The organism is Saccharothrix sp. 6-C, from assembly GCF_016695385.1.
GTDB classification, from domain to species: Bacteria; Actinomycetota; Actinomycetes; order Mycobacteriales; family Pseudonocardiaceae; genus Actinosynnema; species Actinosynnema texasense.
In genome coordinates, this window is sequence record NZ_CP064192.1 from 6,456,105 (window position 1) to 6,476,021 (window position 19,917).

The window sequence follows — 19,917 nt, forward strand, 5'->3', positions numbered from 1 at the left end:
CCCGGCGTCACGGCCGGACGCCGCTGGCCCGCAGTCGTCGGGCGGCGAGCGCCTCGACGACCTCGGGGTCCTGACGCCGCCAGCCCTCGGCCGGGTCGCCGGGGAACGCCGCCAGGTCGCGCAGCGACAGGGTGGTCAGCGCGTGCAGCGCGAGCAGGTCGAGCCGGCCCTGGTCGCGCAGCCGGCGCGCCACGGCGGCCCGCCGGGCGAACCGCAGCCGCAGCGGCAGCCAGGTGATCAGCACGAACGCCAGCGGGATGGCGATGAGCGCGACGGTGAGCCACAGCGCGGTGGACTCGACGGCCTGCACCTGGGCCTGGCCCGCGTCGGTCAGGGTGCCGCCCGCGGACCGGCCGCGTTCCAGCGCGTCGGCCAGCCTGCCGCCGACGAGGGGCACCTCGCGGGCCTTGGCGGCGGCTTCGCCGAAGGTGTCGGACAGGTTGTGCCCGGCATCGGACAGGCCGTCGCCGGGCGCGCGCAGCGCGCGGACCGCGTCGCCCGCCGCCGTGGCGACCTTCACCCAGGTCAGGGTCCAGACGAGTGCGAGCAGGTCGGCGAGCACTTGCCACACCAGCCGGGCCGGGCGATCCGCGTACCACTTCATGAGGTGTGGTCTTACCACCTCGGCGTTACCGGGAACCGACGTGACGGTCGTCGCCGCGACCGCGGGTCGGTGTCGCGGCCGGTGGCACTAATGTCGAAGCGTGGGGATGACGTTCGGTGAGCTGCTGCGCGCGCACCGGTTGCGGGTCCGGTTGACGCAGGAGGAGCTGGCGGAGGGTTCCGGGGTCAGCGTGCGGGCGATCAGCGACATGGAGCGCGGTCGCGCGAAGGGACCCCAGCGGCGGACGGTGGAGGCGCTGGCCGGGGTGCTCTCGTTGGCGGAGCAGGAGATCCGGGAGCTGCTGGACGCGGCCAAGGAAGGCCGGGCGCGGCGCGTGCCGTCGCCGGTCACGCCGTCGGCGCTGCCGCCCGACGTGGCCGACCTGACGGGTCGCGAGGGCGAGCTGGCCGAGCTGGCGGCGGTGGCGGAGCGGACGCGGACCACGTCGCTGGTCGTGGTGCACGGCCCGCCGGGCGCGGGGAAGACCGCGTTGGCGGTGCGGGCGGCGTACCGGTTGGCGTCTCGTTTCGCGGACGGGTGCTTCTTCTTCAACCTGCGCGGGATGGACGTGCGGCCGGTGCACCCGTCGGAGGTCGTGCACCGGATGCTGCTGGCGCTGGGCGTGCCGGAGAAGGAGGTCCCGGCGGGCGAGGCGGAGCGCTCGGACCTGTACCGGGCGCGGTTGCGGGACCGGTCGACGTTGCTGGTGCTGGACAACGCGTCGGACGAGGCGCAGGTGCGGCCGTTGTTGGCGACGGGCTCGGGGTCCTTGGTGCTGGTGACGTCGCGGCTGGTGCTGGGCGGGTTGGAGGCCGGCCGGCGGCTGGGGTTGGACGTGCTGGACCCGGGCGAGTCGTTCGACCTGCTCGGCGCGATCGCGGGGCGGGCCAGGGTGGGCGCGGAGCCGGTGGCGACGGCGCGGGTGGCGAAGTTGTGCGGTCACCTGCCGCTGGCGCTGCGGATCGCCGGCAACCGGCTCGCGAGCCGTCCGAAGTGGACGATCGGGCACCTGGCCGGGCAGCTGGTGGACGAACGGCGGCGGTTGTCCGCGTTGACGGCGGGGGACCTCCAGGTGCGGACGGCGTTCGAGATGTCGTACCGGCAGCTGGGGGCGAAGGCGGCGGTGCTGTTCCGGCGGTTGTCGCTGGCGCCGGGCGCGGACTTCGGGCCGGACCTGGCCGCGGTGCTGGCCGACGTGGACCGGTTCACCGCCGAGGACACGTTGGAGGAGTTGGTGGACATGAGCCTGCTGGACACCGCGGAGGTGCCCGGCCGGTACGTGTTCCACGACCTGATCCGGGTGTTCGCCGGTGAACGGCTGGTCGACGAGGAGCCGGCGCCGGTGGTGGCGCAGGCGCGGCGGCGGATGGCGGACTGGCTGCTGGGCACGGCGGTGGCGGCGGCCGGGTTCTTCGGCCCGGACGCGCGCACGACGCCGTCGGGGCCGTTGAGCAGCCAGGAGGACGCGGACGCGTGGTTGACCGCGGAGGCCGCGAACTGGTTGGGCGCGCTGCGGTGGGCGGGTGCGAACGGGCTGCACGCGGAGGTGGTGCGGCTGGCCACGGCGATGCACTGGTACTCGGACCAGCGGGGGCGGGCCGAGACGTGGGTGGAGGTGTTCACCGCGGGGGTGGCGGCGGCGCGGGCGTTGGGCAGCGTGCGCGACGAGGCGGTGCAGCTGAACTTCCTGACGTGGACGTTGTCGGTGCTGATGCGCCGGTACCCGGAGGCGTTGGCGTTGCACGACGAGGCGTGGCGGGCGGCGGTGGCGGCGGGTGACGTGACGGAGCAGGGCTGGGCCGTGCACTACCGGTCGGTGTCGGAGCTGCGGACGGGCCGGTTGGAGGAGGCGCAGGTCAGCGCGCGGCGGGCGCAGGAGCTGTTCCGGCGGGCCGGGTACCCGTTGGGTGAGCAGATCTCGTTGTCGTGCCTGGCGCTGGTGCTCGACGGGTTGGCGCGGCACGAGGACGCGGTGCAGGTGCACCGGGAGCTGCTGGCGAACGTGCGGTCGGGGAGGCCGGCGCTGGCGCCGGTGATGGCGAGCGAGATGTCGGCGACGCTGCTGGTGCGCACGGCGGACAGCCTGGGCCGGTTGGCGCGGTGGCCGGAGGTGCTGGCGGCGGCGGACGAGGCGTTGGAGCTGCTGCGGGCGGCGACCGCGCCGCCGAGCCTGTGCGACGCCCACTACCTGCGCGGGTTGGCGTTGCACCGGCTCGGCGATCCGGGAGGTGCGCTGGTCGAGCTGACGCGGGCGGCGGCGTTGGCCGCCGAGCACCGGCACCACCGGCTGGCGGTGGTGCTCGGTGTGCTGGCCGAGGTCCACGAGGCCCTGGGCGACCCGGTCGGGGCTGGGGTGTCCCGCGACCGGGCCGCGGCCGTGGAGTCAGCCGATCGGTGATGCGTTCCTAGCCATCGCCGGGTCCTTCCATGACGTGCTCTCGGGGGTGTCACCAGTCAATCGCCCGCGCGCGCCCGACACCACGCAGAACAACCGGCAGAAGTACGTGCGGTCCCCCGTCCGGGTGGCGGTGTGCTCGCAGGGTGATCGGCACGAGGGACGCCCCGCCGCCGCGACGGCTACTCGATCACGGCGAGCGCGTCGATCTCGACCAGCAGCCGGTCGGGCAGCCCGACGTACACGGTGGTGCGCGCGGGGAACGGCTGGTCGGTGACGAACTCGCCGTAGGCGGCGTTCATCTCGGCGAAGTGGGCGGTGTCGGTGAGGTAGACGCGGAGCATCACCACGTCGGTGAGGGTGGCGCCGCCGGCCGCCAGCACGGCGATCACGTTGCGCATCGCCTGCCGGGTCTGCTCGGCCACGGTGTCGCCGACGACGGCGCCGGTCGCCGGGTCGAACGCGACCTGGCCCGCCACCTGGAGCACGGGGCCCTTGCGGACGCCCTGGGAGAACGCGGCCACGGGGGTGGGCGCGTCGGCGGTCCTGATCTCGGTCTTCGCCATGGGTTGTGCGTTTCCTCTCTGGTGGTTCCTCAGTCGCGCGGCGACCAGCCGCACTCGACGGAGGCGGCTCGCGCGGTGGCGAGCAGGTCGGGCAGGTGGCCGAGCAGGCCGTCGTAGTCCAGCAGCACCTTGGGCACGGACATCGACACGGCCGCGACGACCTCGCCGCGGGCGCCGCGGACGGGCGCGGCGACGCAGTGGATGAAGTCCTCGTGCTCGGCGTTGTCGACCGCGTAGCCGGCGGCGCGGACGCGGTCGAGCTCGGCCAGGTAGGCGTCGGGGGTGGTGATGGTGTTCGCGGTCAGCGGCACGTAGTCGATGGACCGGGCGACCTCGCGGCGGCGCGGCTCGGGCAGGTCCGACAGCAGCACCTTGGCCACGGCGGTGCAGTGCAGCGGGGCCCGTCTGCCGATGCGCGAGTACATCCGCATCGGGTGGGTGCTGTCGTACTTGTCGATGTAGATGACCTCGCCGTCCTCGTAGGAGGCGAGGTGGACGGTGTAGCCGGTGCGGGCGTTGAGGTCGCGCAGGGCGTTCTCGGCGCTGCGCCGCACGTCCCGCTCCTCCAGCGCCCGGTTGGCCAGGTCGAACAGGGCGGTGCCGAGCCGGTAGTGGTGCACGCCCTCGCGCTGCACGAACCGGTGCGACTCCAGCGTGCGCAGCAGCCTCATGGCGGTCGACTTGTGCACGTCGATGACGCCCGACAGCTCGTCCAGCGTCTTGGGCCCGGTGGCCAGTTCCCCCACCAGGGTCAGCGCCCGGTCCAGGCTTTGGCTCATCGACGTCTCCTCAGGTGTGCGGCGGCCCACGTGCGGGAATCGGCGTCCAGCAGTGGCACGGTCACCGCGGGCGGCAGCGACTCGCCGACATCCTCCCTGGTGAGCAGCGCGGAGGCGGCCAGGAGGTGCCCGACGCGCAGTCGCCGGGCCGGTGGCTCGCCGGCGAGGTGCGCGGCGAGGTAGCCGGCGGCGAACGCGTCGCCCGCGCCGACGGGTTCCACGACGTCCACGCGCAGGCCGGGCTGGAACGTCGACGTGCCGCCTTCGAGCACGGTCGCGCCCCGTGCGCCGTGCTTGACCACGAGCGTCGTCGGGCCGGGCAGCAGCGCCCGCAGCTCGGTCGGGTCGCCGACGCCCCACACGGCGTGCGCCTCGTCGGAGCCGGCGAGCACGACGTCCGCCGCGTCGGCGAGCTCCCGCAGCACGGACGGGTCGCGGTCGTGCCACAGCGCGGGCCGCCAGTTCAGGTCGAACGACACGGGCGCGGCGCGCGGTCGGCGCAGGACGGCCCGCAGCAGGTCCAGGCAGCTGTCCGAGAGCGCCGCGGTGATGCCGCTGACGTGGACCAGGGCCACGTCGTCCCAGGTCATCCGGTCCAGCGCGTCCGGTCCCATCGCGGACGCCGCCGAGCCGCGCCGGTAGTACCGCACGGGGCTGCCGGCGGCGTCGGCTTCCTTGACGTAGAGGCCGGTCGGCCGGTCGGGGTCGACGCGCACGCCGGTGACGTCCACGCCCGCGCCGCTCACCGCGTCGAGGACCGCGCCGCCGAACGCGTCGTCGCCCACCGCGCCCACCCAGCGGCTGCGCACGCCGAGGCGGGCCAGGTGGATGGCCACGTTGGACTCGGCGCCGCCGATCGCCCGGGTCCAGGTGCGCGCCGCGCGCGCCGGGCCGGGTTCGGCGGGCACCAGCACCGCCATGGTCTCGCCCAGGCACACCACGCCGCCCGGCAGGTCGAACCGCATCCGAACTCCTTGATTGACGGCGGCGGTGACCGAATGTTACACACTCCAACATCACATCGCGCAATAGCCGTTGCATTCTACGCAACGTTAGGAGCGGGAGACGTGGATCTCGACGCTGTGGCCGCCCTCCGCGACGAGCGGGTCGACTGGCGGTTCAAGGGCCTGCCCGCCGACGCGTTCGGCGCCACGATCGGCGACGTGGCGGCCCGCCGGCTCGACCTGTTCACCGACGGCTTCGTCGGCCCCCTGGTCGTGCTGGACGCCGCCGCGCTGGAGCACAACCTCGCCACCATGGCCCGCTGGTGCGCCGACCACGGCGTGCTGCTGGCCCCGCACGGCAAGACGACCATGGCCCCGCAGCTGTTCGCCCGCCAGTTGGCGCACGGCGCGTGGGGCATCACCGCCGCCAACACCAGCCAGCTGCGGGTCTACCGGGCGTTCGGGGTGCGGCGGGTGCTGCTCGCCAACCAGCTCGTGGACCCCGCCGGGCTGCGCTGGCTGGCCGCCGAACTGGCCGCCGACGACACGTTCGAGTTCACCTGTTGGGTCGACTCCGTCGCCGGGGTGGCGCGGATGACCGAGGCGCTGGGCGCGGTCGCGCGGCCGGTCGACGTGCTGGTCGAGCTCGGGGCGCGCGGCGGGCGGACCGGCGCGCGCGACCAGGCCACCGCGTCGGAGGTGGCGCGGGCCGCCGCCGCCAGCCCGTCGCTGCGCCTGGTCGGCGTCGGCGGCTACGAGGGCGCGCTGGCGCACGACGCGTCGCCCGAGGCGCGCTCCGTCGTGGACGGCTACCTGACCTCGTTGCGGGACCTGGCGATCGCGCTGCGGGACCTGTTCGACGTGGACGAGCCGATCGTCACCGCCGGTGGCAGCGCCTACTTCGACCAGGTGGCGGCGAAGCTCACCGAACCGTGGCCGTTCCCGGTGCGGCCGGTGCTGCGCAGCGGCGCGTACATCACCCACGACGACGGGTTCTACCGCGGCATCTCGCCCCTGGGCCGCACGCCCGGCGCGCAACCGTTCCGCAGCGCGCTGCGCGCGTGGGCGCAGGTCACCTCACGGCCGCAGCCGGACCTGGCGCTGCTGACGCTGGGCAAGCGGGACGCGTCGTTCGACGAGGGCCTGCCCGAGCCGCAGGTCGTGCGCGGCCGCGACGGCGTCGAGCGCCCGTTCTCCGCCGAGGTCACCGCGCTCAACGACCAGCACGCGTTCGTCCGGCTGTCCGGTGACGAGGTCGAGGTCGGCGATTGGGTCGGCCTCGGCCTGTCCCACCCCTGCACGGTGTTCGACAAGTGGCCGCTGATTCCCGTGGTCGACGGCACCACCGTCGTCGACCTGGTCCGCACCTACTTCTAGGAGGCACGACGGCGTGGACATCGTCTTCAGGGGCGCACGGGTCGTGGACGGCACCGGCGCGCCCTCCTACCGGGCGGACGTGGGCGTGCGCGACGGGCGGGTGGCCGCGATCGGCGACCGGCTCGACGGGCGGCGGGTGATCGACGCCGACGGCCGGGTCCTCGCGCCCGGCTTCATCGACATGCACTCCCACTCCGACCTGCGGGTGCTGGCCGAGCCGGACCACCTGGCGAAGGTGTCCCAGGGCGTGACCACCGAGGTCCTGGGCCAGGACGGGCTGTCCTACGCGCCCGTGGACGACGACGTGCTGGCCGTGCTGCGCGCCCAGCTGGCCGGGTGGAACGACGACCCGCCCGGCTTCGACTGGGACTGGCGGTCGGTCGGCGAGTACCTGGACCGCCTCGACCGGGGCATCGCGGTCAACGCCGCCTACCTCGTGCCGCAGGGCACGCTGCGGATGCTGTGCGTCGGCTACGACGACCGGCCCGCCACCGACGCCGAGCTCGACCGGATGCGGGAACTGCTGGCGCGGTCGATGCGCGAGGGCGCGCTGGGCATGTCGTCCGGCCTGACCTACACCCCCGGCATGTACGCCGACACCGCCGAGCTGACCGAGCTGTGCCGGGTCGTCGGCGAGCACGGCGGCTTCTACAGCCCGCACCACCGCAGCTACGGCGCGGGCGCGCTGGAGGCGTACGCCGAGATGGTGCGCGTGTCCCGGGACGCCGACTGCCCGCTGCACCTCGCGCACGCCACGATGAACTTCGAGGTCAACCGGGGTCGCGCGGGCGAGCTGCTCGACCTGCTCGACCGGGCCATCGCGGACGGCGCCGACATCACCCTCGACACCTACCCCTACCTGCCCGGCGCGACGTACCTGTCGGCGTTGCTGCCGAGCTGGGCGGGCGAGGGCGGCCCGGAGGCGACCCTGGCCAGGCTGTCCGACGCGGGCACGCGCGAGCGGATCCGGGTCGAGGTCGAGGAGACCGGCTCCGACGGCTGCCACGGCGTGCCGGTCGACTGGTCCACCATCGAGGTCAACGGCGTGCGCGAGGCCCGCAACGCGCACCTGGTCGGGTTGTCGATCGCCGAGTCCGCGCGGCGTGCCGGGCGTCCGCCGGCCGAGCTGTACTTCGACGTCCTGCTGTCCGAGCGGCTGGGCACCTCGTGCCTGATGCACGTCGGCCACGAGGACAACGTCCGCGCGATCATGCGGCACCCGGCGCACACCGGCGGCAGCGACGGCCTGCTCGTCGGCGACCGGCCGCACCCGCGCGCGTGGGGCACGTTCCCCCGCTACCTCGCCCGGTACGTGCGCGAACTGGGCGTGCTGGGGCTGGAGGAGTGCGTGGCCCACCTGACCGGGCGGGCCGCGCGGCGGCTCCGGCTGGCCGACCGGGGGCTCGTCCGCGAGGGCTGCGCCGCCGACCTCGTGCTGTTCGACCCCGACGCGGTCGCCGACACCGCGACGTTCGACGAACCCCGGCAGGCCGCCGCGGGCATCAGCCACGTCGTCGTCAACGGGGTGCCCGTGCTCGACGAGGGCGCGCGGACCGACGCCCTGCCCGGCCGTTCCCTGCGACACCACCGGAGCCGCGCGTGATCGACTGGTTGCAGCACACCACCGGAGGGCTGCTGACGCTGTCCGCGATCAGCATCGCCCTCCTGCTCGCGATGATCATCAGGTGGAAGGTCGAGCCGTTCATCGCGCTGCTCATCGTCGGCCTGCTCGTCGCTCTCGCCGCGGGCCTGCCCGTGGAGACGCTGGTCGGTTCGGCGCAGAAAGCGTCGGAGTCGTTGGTGGAGAAGGGCTTCGGCGGCATCCTCGGGCACGTCGCCGCGATCATCGGCCTCGGCACGCTGCTCGGCTCCATCCTGGAGGCGTCCGGCGGCGCGGAGGTGCTGACCCGGTCGCTGCTGCGGGCGTTCGGCGAGAACCGCGCCCCGCTGGCCATGGGCCTGGCCGGGTTGATCTTCGGTGTGCCGGTGTTCTTCGACATCGGCATCTTCGTGCTCGCTCCCCTGGTGTACGTGGCTGCGAAGCGCAGCGGCCGGTCGATCGTGCTCTACGCGATGCCGCTGCTGGCGGGCCTGTCGGTGATGCACGCGTTCATGCCGCCGCACCCCGGGCCCGTCGCGGCGGCCGGGCTGCTCGGCGTCGAACTCGGCTGGATCATCATCATGGCGCTGGCCGTAGCGCTGCCCGCGTGGTTCATCGGCGGCGTGCTGTTCTCCGCGTGGATGGGCAAACGGCTGCACGTGCCCGTGCCGGAGGAGATGCTGGCCGCCGCGGCGAAGACGCGGGACGACCAGGCCAAGGGCGAGCCGCCGCTGTCGCTGGTGCTGGGCATCATCGCGGTGCCGCTGGTGCTGATCCTGGCGGGCACGTTCGGCAGCATCCTGCTGCCCAAGGGCTCCACCGTGCTCGGCGTGTTCACGTTCTTCGGCACGCCCGCGGTGGCGTTGACGATCGCCGTGCTGCTCGCGTTCTGGCTGCTGGGTTCCCGGCGCGGGATGACGCGGGCCCAGCTGACCGAGCTGTCCGCCGCGTCGCTGCGGCCGGTGGCGATGATCCTGCTCGTGGTCGGCGCCGGCGGGTTCTTCGGCGCGGTCCTGTCCGCGACAGGGGTCGGCAAGGTGCTCGCCACGTCGCTGGCCGACATCGGGCTGCCGGTGATCGCGCTGTCGTACGTGATCAGCTGCGGGATGCGCATCGCGCAGGGCTCGGCCACCGTCGCGATCGTGACCACGACCGGGATCGTCGCGCCCGTGGTGGCGGACCTGGACTACTCGCAGCCGCAGTTGGCGCTGCTGGTCATGTCGATCGCGGCGGGCTCGATCATCGCCTCGCACGTCAACGACGGCGGGTTCTGGATCGTGTCCCGCTACTTCGGCCTGTCGGTGAAGGAAACCCTCCAGACGTGGACCGTGCTGGAGACCATCCTGTCCGTGGTCGGCTTCGTCGTCGCCGCACTGCTCAGCTTGGTCGTGTAGCTCGGCGGCGGTGGGCAGACGCCAGGCTCGGCCCCTGCCCACCGCCGCCAGGTCTACGGGTGATCGGTCTCCGGGTGATCGGTCTCCGGCTTTCAGCCTCCCGACAGCGTTCAGCGCTCAGCGCTCAGCCGCCGGCCTGCACACCGTCCGGCCGCGAGCCAACCGGTTCACCGGAACCTCGCTACCCCTCCCCCAACGCCGCGTGGAACCCGGCCAGGTACGTGCGCAACCCCCGCTGGCCGCTGCGCATCATCAGCTCGTGGTTGGCCAGCAGCAACGGCCGGGCGACGACCGAAAGGCGCCGCAGCAACCGTTTGCGCACCACGACCTCCTGCTCGTAGACCAACCGCGACCCGGCCCCCTCAGCGAAGATCCGCCAACTCGCCGTCCCGTCGAGATCCCCGACCAGGTCCGCGCGCAACAACCCCACCCCCGGCTCCCGCGCGTTGTGGCGCGCCTGGAACACCAGGTCGTACGGCAACACCGAACGGCACCGGAGCTCGGCCACCTCGTCGGCGACCCGACGGGCCGCACGCACCTGCGGCCACCAGCTCGGATAGCTGCCCAGATCGGCCAACACCTCAAACGCCCGCTCGGGTGTGCTCTCCACCGACCAGACGCTGCGGAAGCGGTACGAGTTCAGCGGCATGCAGCCATAGTCACGCACACCGGCCGCCGCAGTCACCTGCGCGAGCCGATCACCTGCCCGAGCCGCCCGCCAGGGTCACCTGCACACGAACCGCGTGCCTGCCCAGGTCACGTCCACGAGCCAGGTCCGTCCACGGGCCAGGTGCACACGAGCCGCGCACGTGGCCGTCCCACCTACCCCAGCACACACGCGCAACGGGTGCGCCCGGCGCTGGGCCGAGTACGCGCGAGCCGCGGGGCGTCCGAGTCGCGTAGGGCGGTGCAGGTGGACGGCGGCCCGAGTGGTGAGGCCCGAGTGGACGGCGGCTCGGGTGGTGGGCGGCTCGGGTGGTGGGCGGCTCGGGTGGTGGGAGGTTCGAGGGATGTCGGCATGATGATGTGCCTGGCCGTCGCGCCTCCCTTTATTCCGGCAACGTATTCCGTGTTTCCATTCATACCCGCAGGTCCGTAACGCTTTCGGGTGATCTTGGTTCAGCTCACGGCGGCTTCGGCGGGGAGGGCTTCGCGGAGGAATTGGCCCGTGTAGCTGTCGGTGACGTCGGCGACCTGTTCCGGGGTGCCCTCGGCCACCACCATGCCGCCGCCGGACCCACCTTCCGGGCCCATGTCGACCAGCCAGTCCGACGTCTTGATCACGTCGAGGTTGTGCTCGATCACGATCACCGTGTTGCCCTTGTCGACCAGGCCGTTGATCACGCCGAGCAGTTTGCGGATGTCCTCGAAGTGCAGGCCCGTGGTGGGTTCGTCGAGGATGTAGACGGTCTTGCCGGTGGACCGCTTCTGCAGCTCCGCCGCGAGCTTCACCCGCTGCGCCTCACCGCCGGACAGGGTGGGCGCGGGCTGGCCCAGCCGCACGTACCCGAGACCGACGTCGACCAACGTGCGCAGGTGCCGGTGGATGGCGTTGATCGGCTCGAAGAACGTCGCCGCCTCCTCGATCGGCATGTCGAGGACCTCGGAGATCGTCTTGCCCTTGTAGTGCACTTCCAGGGTCTCGCGGTTGTACCGGGCGCCCTTGCACACCTCGCACGGCACGTAGACGTCCGGCAGGAAGTTCATCTCGATCTTGATCGTGCCGTCGCCCGCGCACGCCTCGCAGCGCCCGCCCTTGACGTTGAACGAGAACCGGCCCGGCTGGTAGCCGCGCACCTTCGCCTCGGTGGTGGCCGCGAACAGCTTGCGGATGTGGTCGAACACACCGGTGTAGGTGGCCGGGTTGGACCGCGGGGTGCGGCCGATCGGCGACTGGTCGACCTGCACGAGCTTGTCGACCTGGTCCAGTCCGCGCACGCGTGTGTGCCTGCCCGGGACCTGCCGCGCGCCGTTGAGCTTGTTCGCCAGCACGGTCGCGAGGATGTCGTTGACGAGCGTGGACTTGCCGGAGCCGGACACGCCGGTGACCGAGACGAGGCAGCCGAGCGGGAACGACACGTCGATGCCGCGCAGGTTGTGCTCGCGCGCGCCGACTACGGTGAGCTGCCGCTTCTTGTCGACCTTGCGGCGGGCGGCGGGCATGGGGATCTCCTTGCGCCCCGCCAGGTACGCGCCGGTGATCGACTCCTTGTTCTTCAGCAGCTCCTTGTAGGTGCCGCTGTGCACGACCTTGCCGCCGTGCTCGCCCGCGCCGGGGCCGATGTCGACCACCCAGTCGGAGGTGCGGATGGTGTCCTCGTCGTGCTCGACCACGATGAGCGTGTTGCCCAGGTCGCGCAGCCGGATCAGGGTTTCGATCAACTTGTGGTTGTCACGCTGGTGCAACCCGATCGAGGGTTCGTCCAGCACGTAGAGCACGCCGACGAGCCCGGAGCCGATCTGCGTCGCCAACCTGATCCGCTGAGCTTCTCCACCCGAAAGTGTGCCGGACGCGCGGTCCAGTGACAGGTAGTTGAGGCCGACGTCGAGCAGGAAGTGCAGCCGGGCCTGGATCTCCTTGAGCACCGCGCCCGCGATCATCGACTCGCGCTTGCCGAGCTTGAGCCCGTCGAGGAAGTCGGAGCACTCCGACACCGACATGGCGCACACCTCGGCGATGGACTTGTCGCCCTTGCGCCCGTGGTGCAGCGTGACGGCCAGGATCTCCGGCTTGAGGCGCGTGCCCTGGCACGTGGGGCACGGCACCTCCCGCATGTAGCCCTCGTACTTCTCCCGCATGTACTCGGACTCGGTCTGCTCCTGCCGCCGTTCCAGGAACGGGATCACGCCCTCGTAGTTGGCGTAGTAGGAGCGTTCGCGACCGTAGCGGTTCTTGTAGCGGACGTTGACCTGCTCGTCCACGCCGTGCAGCACGGCCTTCTGCGCCCTGGCGGGCAGCTGCCGCCACGGCGTGTCCATCCGGAACCCGATGGCGAGGCCGAGGGACTCCAGCAGCCGGGTGAAGTACTCGGCGGTCTGGCCGGACGCCCACGGCGCGATCGCGCCCTCGCCCAGCGACAGCTCGTCGTCGGGGACGACCAGCTCCGGGTCGACCTCCTTGCGCACGCCGATGCCGGTGCAGGCGGGGCAGGCGCCGTAGGGCGAGTTGAACGAGAACGACCGCGGTTCCAGGTCTTCGATGGCCAGCGGGTGGCCGTTCGGGCAGGCCAGGTGCTCGGAGAAGCCGCGGACGCGGCCCGGGTCGCCCTCGGGCACGTCCACGAACTCCAGCTCGACCAGGCCGTCGGCCAGGCGCAGCGCCGTCTCCACCGAGTCGGTCAGCCGCTGCTTGGAGCTCGCCTTGACGCTGAGCCGGTCGATCACGACCGCGATGTCGTGCTTCTCCTGCTTCTTGAGCTTCGGCACCTCGCCGAGGGCGTGCACCACGCCGTCGACCTTGGCGCGCGAGTAGCCCTGGGACTGGAGCGTGGAGAACAGGTCGAGGTACTCGCCCTTGCGGCCGCGGATGACCGGGGCGAGCACCTGGAACTTGGTGCCCGACTCCATGGCCAGCACCTGGTCCACGATCTGCTGGGGCGTCTGCTTGCTGATCGCCTCGCCGCAGGTGGGGCAGTGCGCCTTGCCGGCGCGGGCGTAGAGCAGCCGCAGGTAGTCGTAGACCTCGGTGATGGTGCCCACGGTCGACCGCGGGTTGCGGCTGGTCGACTTCTGGTCGATCGACACCGCGGGCGACAGGCCCTCGATGAAGTCGACGTCGGGCTTGTCCATCTGGCCGAGGAACTGCCGCGCGTAGGCCGAGAGCGACTCGACGTAGCGGCGCTGGCCCTCGGCGAAGATCGTGTCGAAGGCGAGGCTGGACTTGCCCGAGCCGGACAGCCCGGTGAACACGATGAGGCTGTCCCTCGGCAGGTCGAGGTCCACCCCTCGCAGGTTGTGCTCGCGCGCCCCGCGAACGACAAGCCGGTCGGCCACAACGGTTCCCTTCGGTTCTTGACCTTTCCCCGAACAGACGTTCGAAAAGCGTATCGGACCACTGCTTCGGCCCTGTCGGGGAGGGCGTCCACCATGCTAGTAGGACTTCGTTAGGTGCTGTTGAGCTGCGGCTTTGTTGGCGGTGTTCGGGTCTGGACGGGTTGTTGGCAGGTGTGGCAGTGGCCGGTCCAGACCGCGAGTAAGTGTTGGAGGTGGCGCAGGACGGCGTAGAGGGTCAGTCCCGCGCAGGGGCTTTTGGGGTGCGGCGGAGCTTGGTGCAGATGGCCTGGGCGAGGGAGGCGAGGGTGACGTGGCGGTGCCATCCGAGCCAACTGCGGCCTTCGAAGTGGTCCAGGCCGAGGCCGTCCTTGAGTTCGCGGTAGTCGTGCTCGATGCGCCAGCGGATCTTGGCGATCCTGACCAGGTCGCGCAGCCGGATGTCGGGTGGGAGGGTGGACAGCCAGTAGTCGGTGGGCTCGGCGGCGCCGGTGGGCCATTCCGCGAGCAGCCAGCACTCCGGGAGACTGCTGTCGGCGTTCTTCGGGATGTGGCGGTTGGCCGGGCGGACCCGCAGGGCCAGGAACCGCGACCGCATCCGTCCGGTCGGGTTGGCCGGGCTCTTGTGGGAGCCGTGGCGCCAGACCACGAACTTCCCCGCCGACCGACCTGCGGCCATGGCCAGGGTCTTCAGGTCGACGGGCGGGTCGGGGTAGCGGGGTTCGGGTCGTCGGCCGATTCCGCCGTGGGCGGGTGTGACCGGCGCCGCCGTGGCGGGATGGGCGGTGGCGATCGGGTTGACCGCGACCGCGTAGGTCAGTCCGCGGTCGGTGAGTCCCTGGCGGAAGCCGGAGGCGTCGCCGTAGCCTGCGTCGGCGACCACGGGCCGGGCGGGCAGGCCCCATCGGATGAGTTCGTCGATCATGTCCAGGGCCAGGCGCCACTTCTCCCGGTGCCGTTGGTCCTCGGGGATCGCGCACCGTTGCCGCCTGCGCCGGGTTTCGGCGGCCTGGTCCGGGGTGGCGGCCTTGTGGTCGTCCCAGGACTCGGGCAGGAACAACCGCCAGTCCAGCGCCGCCGACGCCCAGTCGGTCACCGCGTGCACGCTGACCCCGACCTGGCAGTTCGCGGTCTTGCCCAACGCGCCGCAGTACATCCGCGCCACTCCCGGCGACGAGGTCCCGTCCTTGGGGAACGCGGTGTCGTCCACCGCGAACGCGTCCGGATCGACGAAGTCCGCCGCCCACACCGCCAACCGCCGCCGCACCTCCACGTGATCCCACGTCGAGGTCGTGACGAACTGCTGCAACTGCTGGTGATCCACCCCGAGACGCTCGCCCATCGGCTGCATCGACTTGCGCTTGCCGTCCAACAACAGCCCACGCAGATACAGCTCGCCCTTCGCCCGCTGATCACGCCGGGCGAACCCACCGAACATGCCAGCAGCGAAGTCCTCGATCACCGGGCGAACCAGCGCCATCTCCTCCGGCCTCACCGCCACAGAAGATCACACAACCGACACACCCCCACACCCGACCTAACGAAGTCCTACTAGGACCGGGTACCGACAATTCGTGACGGGCACACTCCCCCGATCGTGCGCCAACGGCTCTACCGGTCGGTAGTGAACGCCCCTACGCTGGGGTGATAGGCCGTTCGGCCGCAAACGCCGGGATGAGGTGCCCATGAGCTTCGCTGATGCCGCCCAGGTCCGATCCGCCCAGACGAGCGTACCCGCGCCCCGCGAGCAGTCGGCCGCGGTCCAGGACGCGGTCGCCGGGCTCGCCGAGGTCGACCGGGCGACAGGCGTGTTGTACGAGGTCGTGGCGGCTTTGGACCTCTCCGCGTTGCGCGGTCCGAGCCTGCTGCCGGGGTGGAGCCGGGCGCACGTGGTGACGCACATCGCGCGCAACGCCGACGCCCTGGTGAACCTGCTCACGTGGGCGAAGACGGGCGTCGAGCACCAGATGTACCCGAGCGCGGCCGACCGCGACGCCGACATCGCCGAGGGCGCTGGCCGGTTGCCGCAGCTGCTGCGGGCCGACCTGGACGCGGCGTGCCAGCGGTTCGCCGTGGCCGCCCGGGAGCTGCCGGCCACGGCGTGGGAGGCGGAGGTCGCGCACCCGAAGTCGGGTCCGTTCCTGGCGCACCGGGTGCCGTGGCTGCGGCTGCGGGAGGTGTGGTTCCACCTGGTCGACCTCGACGGGGGCGTCGGGTTCGACGACCTGCCGCCGGAGCTGCTGGAGCACTTCCTGGAGGACGCCGTCGGCCAGTACGCCGACCGGGCCGACACGCCGTCGGTGCTGGTGGAGGCGGTGTTCCCGAACGGCGGTCAGCGCAGCTGGGCGTTGACCGCGGCGGACGGCGCGACCTCGCCCGCGGTGGGCGGCGCGGCGGCGGACGTGCTGGCGTGGCTGACCGGGCGCCACAGCGGCGCCCGGCTGAACGGGACGGCGCCGACGCTGCCCAAGTGGCTCTGAGCGGCGTGCAGGCGGGCGGTGAGCAGCAGGCCGGCCAGGGTCGGCCTGCTCGCGGTCAGCGCCCGGTGCGCCGGGCGTTCCACGAACTTGGTCAACAGCCAGCCGAGGAACACGGCCGAGGCGGTGAAGAACGCGAGCTGGGTCCACGGCCCGCCGTAGGGCGCGACCTCGGCCATCACGACGTAGCCGAGTTCCTGGTGCACCAGGTACACGCCGTATGAGATGCCCGCCAGCCACTTGATCGGTCGGGAGAGCAGGCGCACGGGCGCGACGTCCCAGTCCGGGCCGCCCGCCGCGGCGCACACGCCGATCAGCAGGACGCCGAACCCGATGGTCGACCCGAGGTCGCCGCTGTGCCCGGCCTGCGCCAACAGGGCGGCCGTGAGCAGGGCGAACAGGTGCCGGTCGCCGAGCCGTCCCTTGGACCACAGCCAGATGGCGATGCCGATGGCGAACAGCTGCGCCCGTTGCGCGCCCAGACCGTTGTAGAGGACGTGGACCAGGCCGGGGTCGGCGGTCCAGTCCCTGATGACCAGGGGGACCACGACGAGGGTCCAGAGCAGCGCCTTGACCGCCCGGCCGCGGATGCGCGACGCCAGCAGGGCGCCCGCGACGAACCCGGTGATCTGGATCGGGAGCGTCCAGTAGGCCACGTCGACCAGGCGTGCCTCGGGGAACCAGCTCTGCAGCATGAGGACGTTGACGAGCAGGTCGCGCGGTTCGAGCTCGCTCCAGCCGTCCGGGGTGAAGTGGCGCAGCACGGTGTAGGTGCAGACGACGGCGACCAGGTAGGCGGGCAGCAGTCGGGCCAGGCGGTTGCGCAGGAAGCGGCCGGGTTCGCCCTTGGCCAGGGAGGCGCAGGCGAAGAAGGCGGAGATCACCACGAGCGTGCTGGCGCCGAACTCGAAGCCGAACACGAAGGCCGGGCGGCCGAGCTCGGGGTGGTTGGCCGGGCCGACGCGGGTGGCGTGCTGCAGGAGCACGCACAGCACGGCGAGGATGCGCAGGACGTCCCAGTTGATCCGACGTTTGGTAGGCACGAGGAAGAAGGACCCTAATCAGACGAAATCGGAGGGGCGACGGTGACCGTTACCAACCCTATGGGGTCGACCTGTGGGGACCCTGAAGGGTGCCCGGTCGGATACGGTCGGCCATTGTGGACGTACTAGAGGACTACACGGGGCACGTGTCACCGGGCGGACCGGCGGCTCGGCGCACCCTCGACGCGCTGACCATCACCAAGGTCTCCGTCGGCCCGATGGACAACAACGCGTACCTGCTGGTCTGCCGCGCGACGAACGAGGGTCTGCTGATCGACGCGGCGGCCGACCCGGAGCGGCTGTCGGACGTGGTCGGCCACGAGGTGGACCGGCCGAGGTTGAAGACGGTCGTCACCACCCACCGCCACCAGGACCACTGGGGGGCGCTCGGCGCGGTCGCGGGCGCGAACGGCTCCAACACCATCGCGCACGCGGCGGACGCGGACGTGCTGCCCATCCCGCCGGACGTGCTGGTCGGGCACGGCGACGTGGTGAACGTCGGCGAGGTCCCCTTGACGGTGATCCACCTGCGCGGCCACACGCCGGGCTCGATCGCCCTGCTGTACCGCGACCCGACCGGCCACGCCCACCTCTTCACCGGGGACTCGCTGTTCCCCGGCGGTCCTGGACGGACAACAAGCCCGGAGGACTTCAAGAGCCTGATGGACGACTTGGAGACCCGGGTCTTCGGGGAACTACCCGATGACACCTGGTTCTATCCCGGTCACGGGGATGATTCCACGCTCGGAGCAGAGCGTCCCAAGCTCGGCGAGTGGCGTTTGCGCGGCTGGTGAGCTGATGGACCTCCCGGACGGGGCCGCCTGACTTATCAGGCGGCCCCGTCTGCTGTTGGCGCAGCGCGACGGGGCCTTGATCGGACGCTGGAGGTCCGACCGTGCGCACATCGTGCCAGGTCCACAGCTTGCAGGCGGTGCTGTCGTGAGCATCGAAGCGATCAACTGGGCGCTCAACCACGCCCCCATCCCCACCGACCGCAAGGACGCGTCGACGCTGGCGATCACCTTGATCGCACTCGCCAACCACGCCGGCCCGGACGGCACCGACGCCTTCCCGTCGGTGGACCTGATGACCACCTACACCCGCCTGTCCCGCCGGACCGTTCAGCGCTCGCTGCGGTCGCTGGAAGACCTGGGCCTGATCCGCAAGGGCAACACCCGCGTACGGGATGCCCGGATCGAGCGGGCCGACTGGCGCCCGCAGGTCTACAACCTGGTCCTGTCCGCGCGGTTGTCCACAGGTCAGCCAACGGAGCGCCAGGATGGCACCCCGCTGACCAGGACGGGGCGTCGCCAGCGCACGAACGGGGTGTCAGGAGCGACCAAGCGGGGCGTCAGCACGACGCCCGAACCGTCCTTTAACCGTCCAGGGAACCGTCCCGCGCCGAGCGCGCCCGGTGGGCGCTCGGCGGTGTCGCCGGAGTGTGGGCAGTGCGACGCCCGTCCGGGTGACCCGATCTCCGCCCGTGTGATCTGGGCCGACGAAGACCGCACTCGGTCCACGCCATGCCCGCGCTGCGCGCCGCAGCGGCTGGGAGGTGCGCGATGAGTGGGCGCGTCCACCTCGTCTACCGGGAGCCAGCCACCATATTTCACCCGAATGGGTGGACTTCGGCGCCGTACTGCCTGGATGACCAGGCCACCGCAGAGCGGCTGCGTGACGCGACCAACTTCTTGTCCGGGCGGAGTGCCGCTGGACGTCGCACCTGGCACATCACCGACTGCCCCGGAAACGACTGCGGGGTGCGGCGATGAATACGGCACCTCCGATGCCCGAACCGAGCGACGACGACGTGGAGCGCACTGTGACCGAGCTGGAGAAGTACATAGCCGGCCATGCGCGGGCCGTCGAGCCAGCGGAGTCGAAGCGGGTTCGCGACCTGCGGTCCGAGGTCGCCGAGGCGCACGCGCTGCTGGCGTTGCAAGCCGACACAGCGCCGTTGCTCGTGGATACCGACCGTGTGCGGCGGACCCGTAAGCGGGCCGCTGAGGCTGCTCGGCTGCACGCCCTCGCACAGAACCCGGCGGCGCGGGCGTGGCAGGCCGCACGAGCGCGGCTCGTCCTGACCGCCGTCGCGTTGGCGGCACTCGTCGGCGCGCTGGGCTGGTCCACCACGGGAGTGCACTACACGCTGACCCGGAGCATGGCCGAGCGGAACGCGGCGTGGTGGGGCGCGTGGGCGGTCGAGCCGGTTATCTCCGCCGTGCTGCTGGTCGTGGTGGCGGCCAAGGCTTACCTCGCGACACGGGGCCGGACGCTGACGCACCGGCACCTGAGCGTCGTGGAGTTCGGCGCGCTGGCCGTCACGCTCACGCTCAACATCTGGCCCTACACCCCGTGGCAGGCCGACCGGTTCGACGCAATGCAGCTACTCGCCCACGCGATCGGCCCTCTGGTCGCCATCGGCGCTGTCGCCGTCATGCCGGTCATCTGGACCGCCTTCTCCGACCTCGACCACGGCCTACCGGTAGCCGCTACCACCCCGGAGTACAAGCACAACGTCCCCGGAGATGCACCCAAGCCGGGGCGGGCTACCGACATGCGTACCGCTCTACTGGTGAGGCGCGCTCGCCGACTGATCACCGACGGACAACTGCCTGCGGACCCGTCGGCCACCCGCCTGCGCGAGGCCTTGGGATGCGGCACCGATGCCGCACGTGAAGTCCGCGACGCCCTTCGCACGAAGGGAACGGAGTGACCGAGCCACGGACGAAGGACCGGCCCATCGGT

Annotated in this window: 14 protein-coding genes and 2 pseudogenes; 8 read left to right on the plus strand and 8 right to left on the minus strand. The window is 71.8% G+C overall.

What is annotated here, in order from left to right:
• Window positions 1-7: 7 nt before the first annotated feature.
• Window positions 8-604, minus strand: coding sequence for a hypothetical protein (locus IOD16_RS27120; protein WP_201436625.1), 597 nt, complete (start codon window positions 602-604; stop codon window positions 8-10).
• A gap of 106 nt (window positions 605-710) precedes the next feature.
• Between IOD16_RS27120 and IOD16_RS27125 the strand changes: the two genes are divergently transcribed.
• On the plus strand, window positions 711-3,002 hold the full coding sequence (locus tag IOD16_RS27125) for an ATP-binding protein (protein ID WP_201441597.1): 2,292 nt from the start codon (window positions 711-713) through the stop codon (window positions 3,000-3,002).
• A gap of 179 nt (window positions 3,003-3,181) precedes the next feature.
• On the opposite strand, the gene IOD16_RS27130 is transcribed toward IOD16_RS27125, so the two are convergent.
• The 3 genes from IOD16_RS27130 to IOD16_RS27140 are packed head-to-tail and all read right to left on the minus strand — an operon-like array spanning window position 3,182 to window position 5,309.
• Complete coding sequence (locus tag IOD16_RS27130; protein ID WP_201436626.1) at window positions 3,182-3,565, minus strand: RidA family protein; 384 nt, start codon at window positions 3,563-3,565, stop codon at window positions 3,182-3,184.
• A gap of 29 nt (window positions 3,566-3,594) precedes the next feature.
• Window positions 3,595-4,344: an IclR family transcriptional regulator gene (locus tag IOD16_RS27135; protein ID WP_123746319.1), complete on the minus strand. Its 750-nt coding sequence runs from the start codon at window positions 4,342-4,344 to the stop codon at window positions 3,595-3,597.
• Complete coding sequence (locus tag IOD16_RS27140) at window positions 4,341-5,309, minus strand: sugar kinase (protein ID WP_201436627.1); 969 nt, start codon at window positions 5,307-5,309, stop codon at window positions 4,341-4,343. The genes IOD16_RS27135 and IOD16_RS27140 overlap by 4 nt, the downstream gene beginning before the upstream one ends.
• A 102-nt stretch (window positions 5,310-5,411) precedes the next feature.
• On the opposite strand from IOD16_RS27140, the gene IOD16_RS27145 reads away from it, so the two are divergent.
• Genes IOD16_RS27145 through IOD16_RS27155 form a run of 3 tightly spaced genes read left to right on the plus strand, consistent with a single transcriptional unit; the run spans window position 5,412 to window position 9,659 of the window.
• Window positions 5,412-6,665: an amino acid deaminase gene (locus IOD16_RS27145; protein WP_236594415.1), complete on the plus strand. Its 1,254-nt coding sequence runs from the start codon at window positions 5,412-5,414 to the stop codon at window positions 6,663-6,665.
• Between the two features lie 13 nt (window positions 6,666-6,678).
• Window positions 6,679-8,268 (plus strand): N-acyl-D-amino-acid deacylase family protein, encoded by a 1,590-nt coding sequence (locus tag IOD16_RS27150; RefSeq protein WP_201436629.1) that lies wholly within the window; start codon window positions 6,679-6,681, stop codon window positions 8,266-8,268.
• On the plus strand, window positions 8,265-9,659 hold the full coding sequence (locus IOD16_RS27155; RefSeq protein ID WP_201436630.1) for a GntP family permease: 1,395 nt from the start codon (window positions 8,265-8,267) through the stop codon (window positions 9,657-9,659). The genes IOD16_RS27150 and IOD16_RS27155 overlap by 4 nt, the downstream gene beginning before the upstream one ends.
• Before the next feature lie 181 nt (window positions 9,660-9,840).
• Here IOD16_RS27155 and IOD16_RS27160 read toward each other — a convergent pair whose 3' ends face one another.
• The 3 genes and pseudogenes from IOD16_RS27160 to IOD16_RS27170 form a co-directional block, all read right to left on the minus strand.
• Window positions 9,841-10,308, minus strand: a complete 468-nt coding sequence (locus IOD16_RS27160) for an SRPBCC family protein (protein ID WP_201436631.1) — start codon at window positions 10,306-10,308, stop codon at window positions 9,841-9,843.
• A gap of 470 nt (window positions 10,309-10,778) precedes the next feature.
• Window positions 10,779-13,652 carry an excinuclease ABC subunit UvrA gene (gene uvrA, locus IOD16_RS27165; RefSeq protein ID WP_123746313.1) on the minus strand — a complete coding sequence of 958 codons (2,874 nt, stop codon included), beginning with the start codon at window positions 13,650-13,652 and terminating at the stop codon, window positions 10,779-10,781.
• Window positions 13,653-13,850: 198 nt separating this feature from the next.
• Window positions 13,851-15,144: pseudogene (locus IOD16_RS27170) on the minus strand (IS701 family transposase); the annotation flags it as partial.
• 190 nt (window positions 15,145-15,334) lie between these two features.
• On the opposite strand from IOD16_RS27170, the gene IOD16_RS27175 reads away from it, so the two are divergent.
• A complete protein-coding gene (locus IOD16_RS27175; protein WP_201436633.1) occupies window positions 15,335-16,129 on the plus strand; it encodes a maleylpyruvate isomerase family mycothiol-dependent enzyme in 795 nt (264 codons plus the stop codon).
• 101 nt (window positions 16,130-16,230) lie between these two features.
• Here the strand turns inward: IOD16_RS27175 and IOD16_RS40655 are convergent.
• Window positions 16,231-17,169, minus strand: a pseudogene (locus IOD16_RS40655) (acyltransferase family protein); the annotation flags it as partial.
• A gap of 116 nt (window positions 17,170-17,285) precedes the next feature.
• On the opposite strand from IOD16_RS40655, the gene IOD16_RS27180 reads away from it, so the two are divergent.
• From IOD16_RS27180 to IOD16_RS27190, 3 genes are all read left to right on the plus strand, one after another.
• Window positions 17,286-17,963, plus strand: a complete 678-nt coding sequence (locus IOD16_RS27180) for an MBL fold metallo-hydrolase (RefSeq protein WP_201436634.1) — start codon at window positions 17,286-17,288, stop codon at window positions 17,961-17,963.
• 145 nt (window positions 17,964-18,108) lie between these two features.
• Window positions 18,109-18,735: a helix-turn-helix domain-containing protein gene (locus tag IOD16_RS27185; protein ID WP_201436635.1), complete on the plus strand. Its 627-nt coding sequence runs from the start codon at window positions 18,109-18,111 to the stop codon at window positions 18,733-18,735.
• Between the two features lie 256 nt (window positions 18,736-18,991).
• Window positions 18,992-19,885, plus strand: coding sequence for a hypothetical protein (locus tag IOD16_RS27190; protein ID WP_201436636.1), 894 nt, complete (start codon window positions 18,992-18,994; stop codon window positions 19,883-19,885).
• Window positions 19,886-19,917: the final 32 nt, after the last annotated feature.

Excerpts from the sequence above, each read along its gene's own strand:
- IOD16_RS27130 (WP_201436626.1), bottom strand. The coding sequence starts at position 3,565 with ATGGCGAAGACCGAGATCAGGACCGCCGACGCGCCCACCCCCGTGGCC.
- IOD16_RS27140 (WP_201436627.1), bottom strand. The coding sequence starts at position 5,309 with ATGCGGTTCGACCTGCCGGGCGGCGTGGTGTGCCTGGGCGAGACCATG.
- IOD16_RS27160 (WP_201436631.1), bottom strand. The coding sequence starts at position 10,308 with ATGCCGCTGAACTCGTACCGCTTCCGCAGCGTCTGGTCGGTGGAGAGC.
- IOD16_RS27175 (WP_201436633.1), top strand. The coding sequence starts at position 15,335 with ATGAGCTTCGCTGATGCCGCCCAGGTCCGATCCGCCCAGACGAGCGTA.
- IOD16_RS27120 (WP_201436625.1), bottom strand. The coding sequence starts at position 604 with ATGAAGTGGTACGCGGATCGCCCGGCCCGGCTGGTGTGGCAAGTGCTC.
- IOD16_RS27125 (WP_201441597.1), top strand. The coding sequence starts at position 711 with ATGACGTTCGGTGAGCTGCTGCGCGCGCACCGGTTGCGGGTCCGGTTG.
- IOD16_RS27135 (WP_123746319.1), bottom strand. The coding sequence starts at position 4,344 with ATGAGCCAAAGCCTGGACCGGGCGCTGACCCTGGTGGGGGAACTGGCC.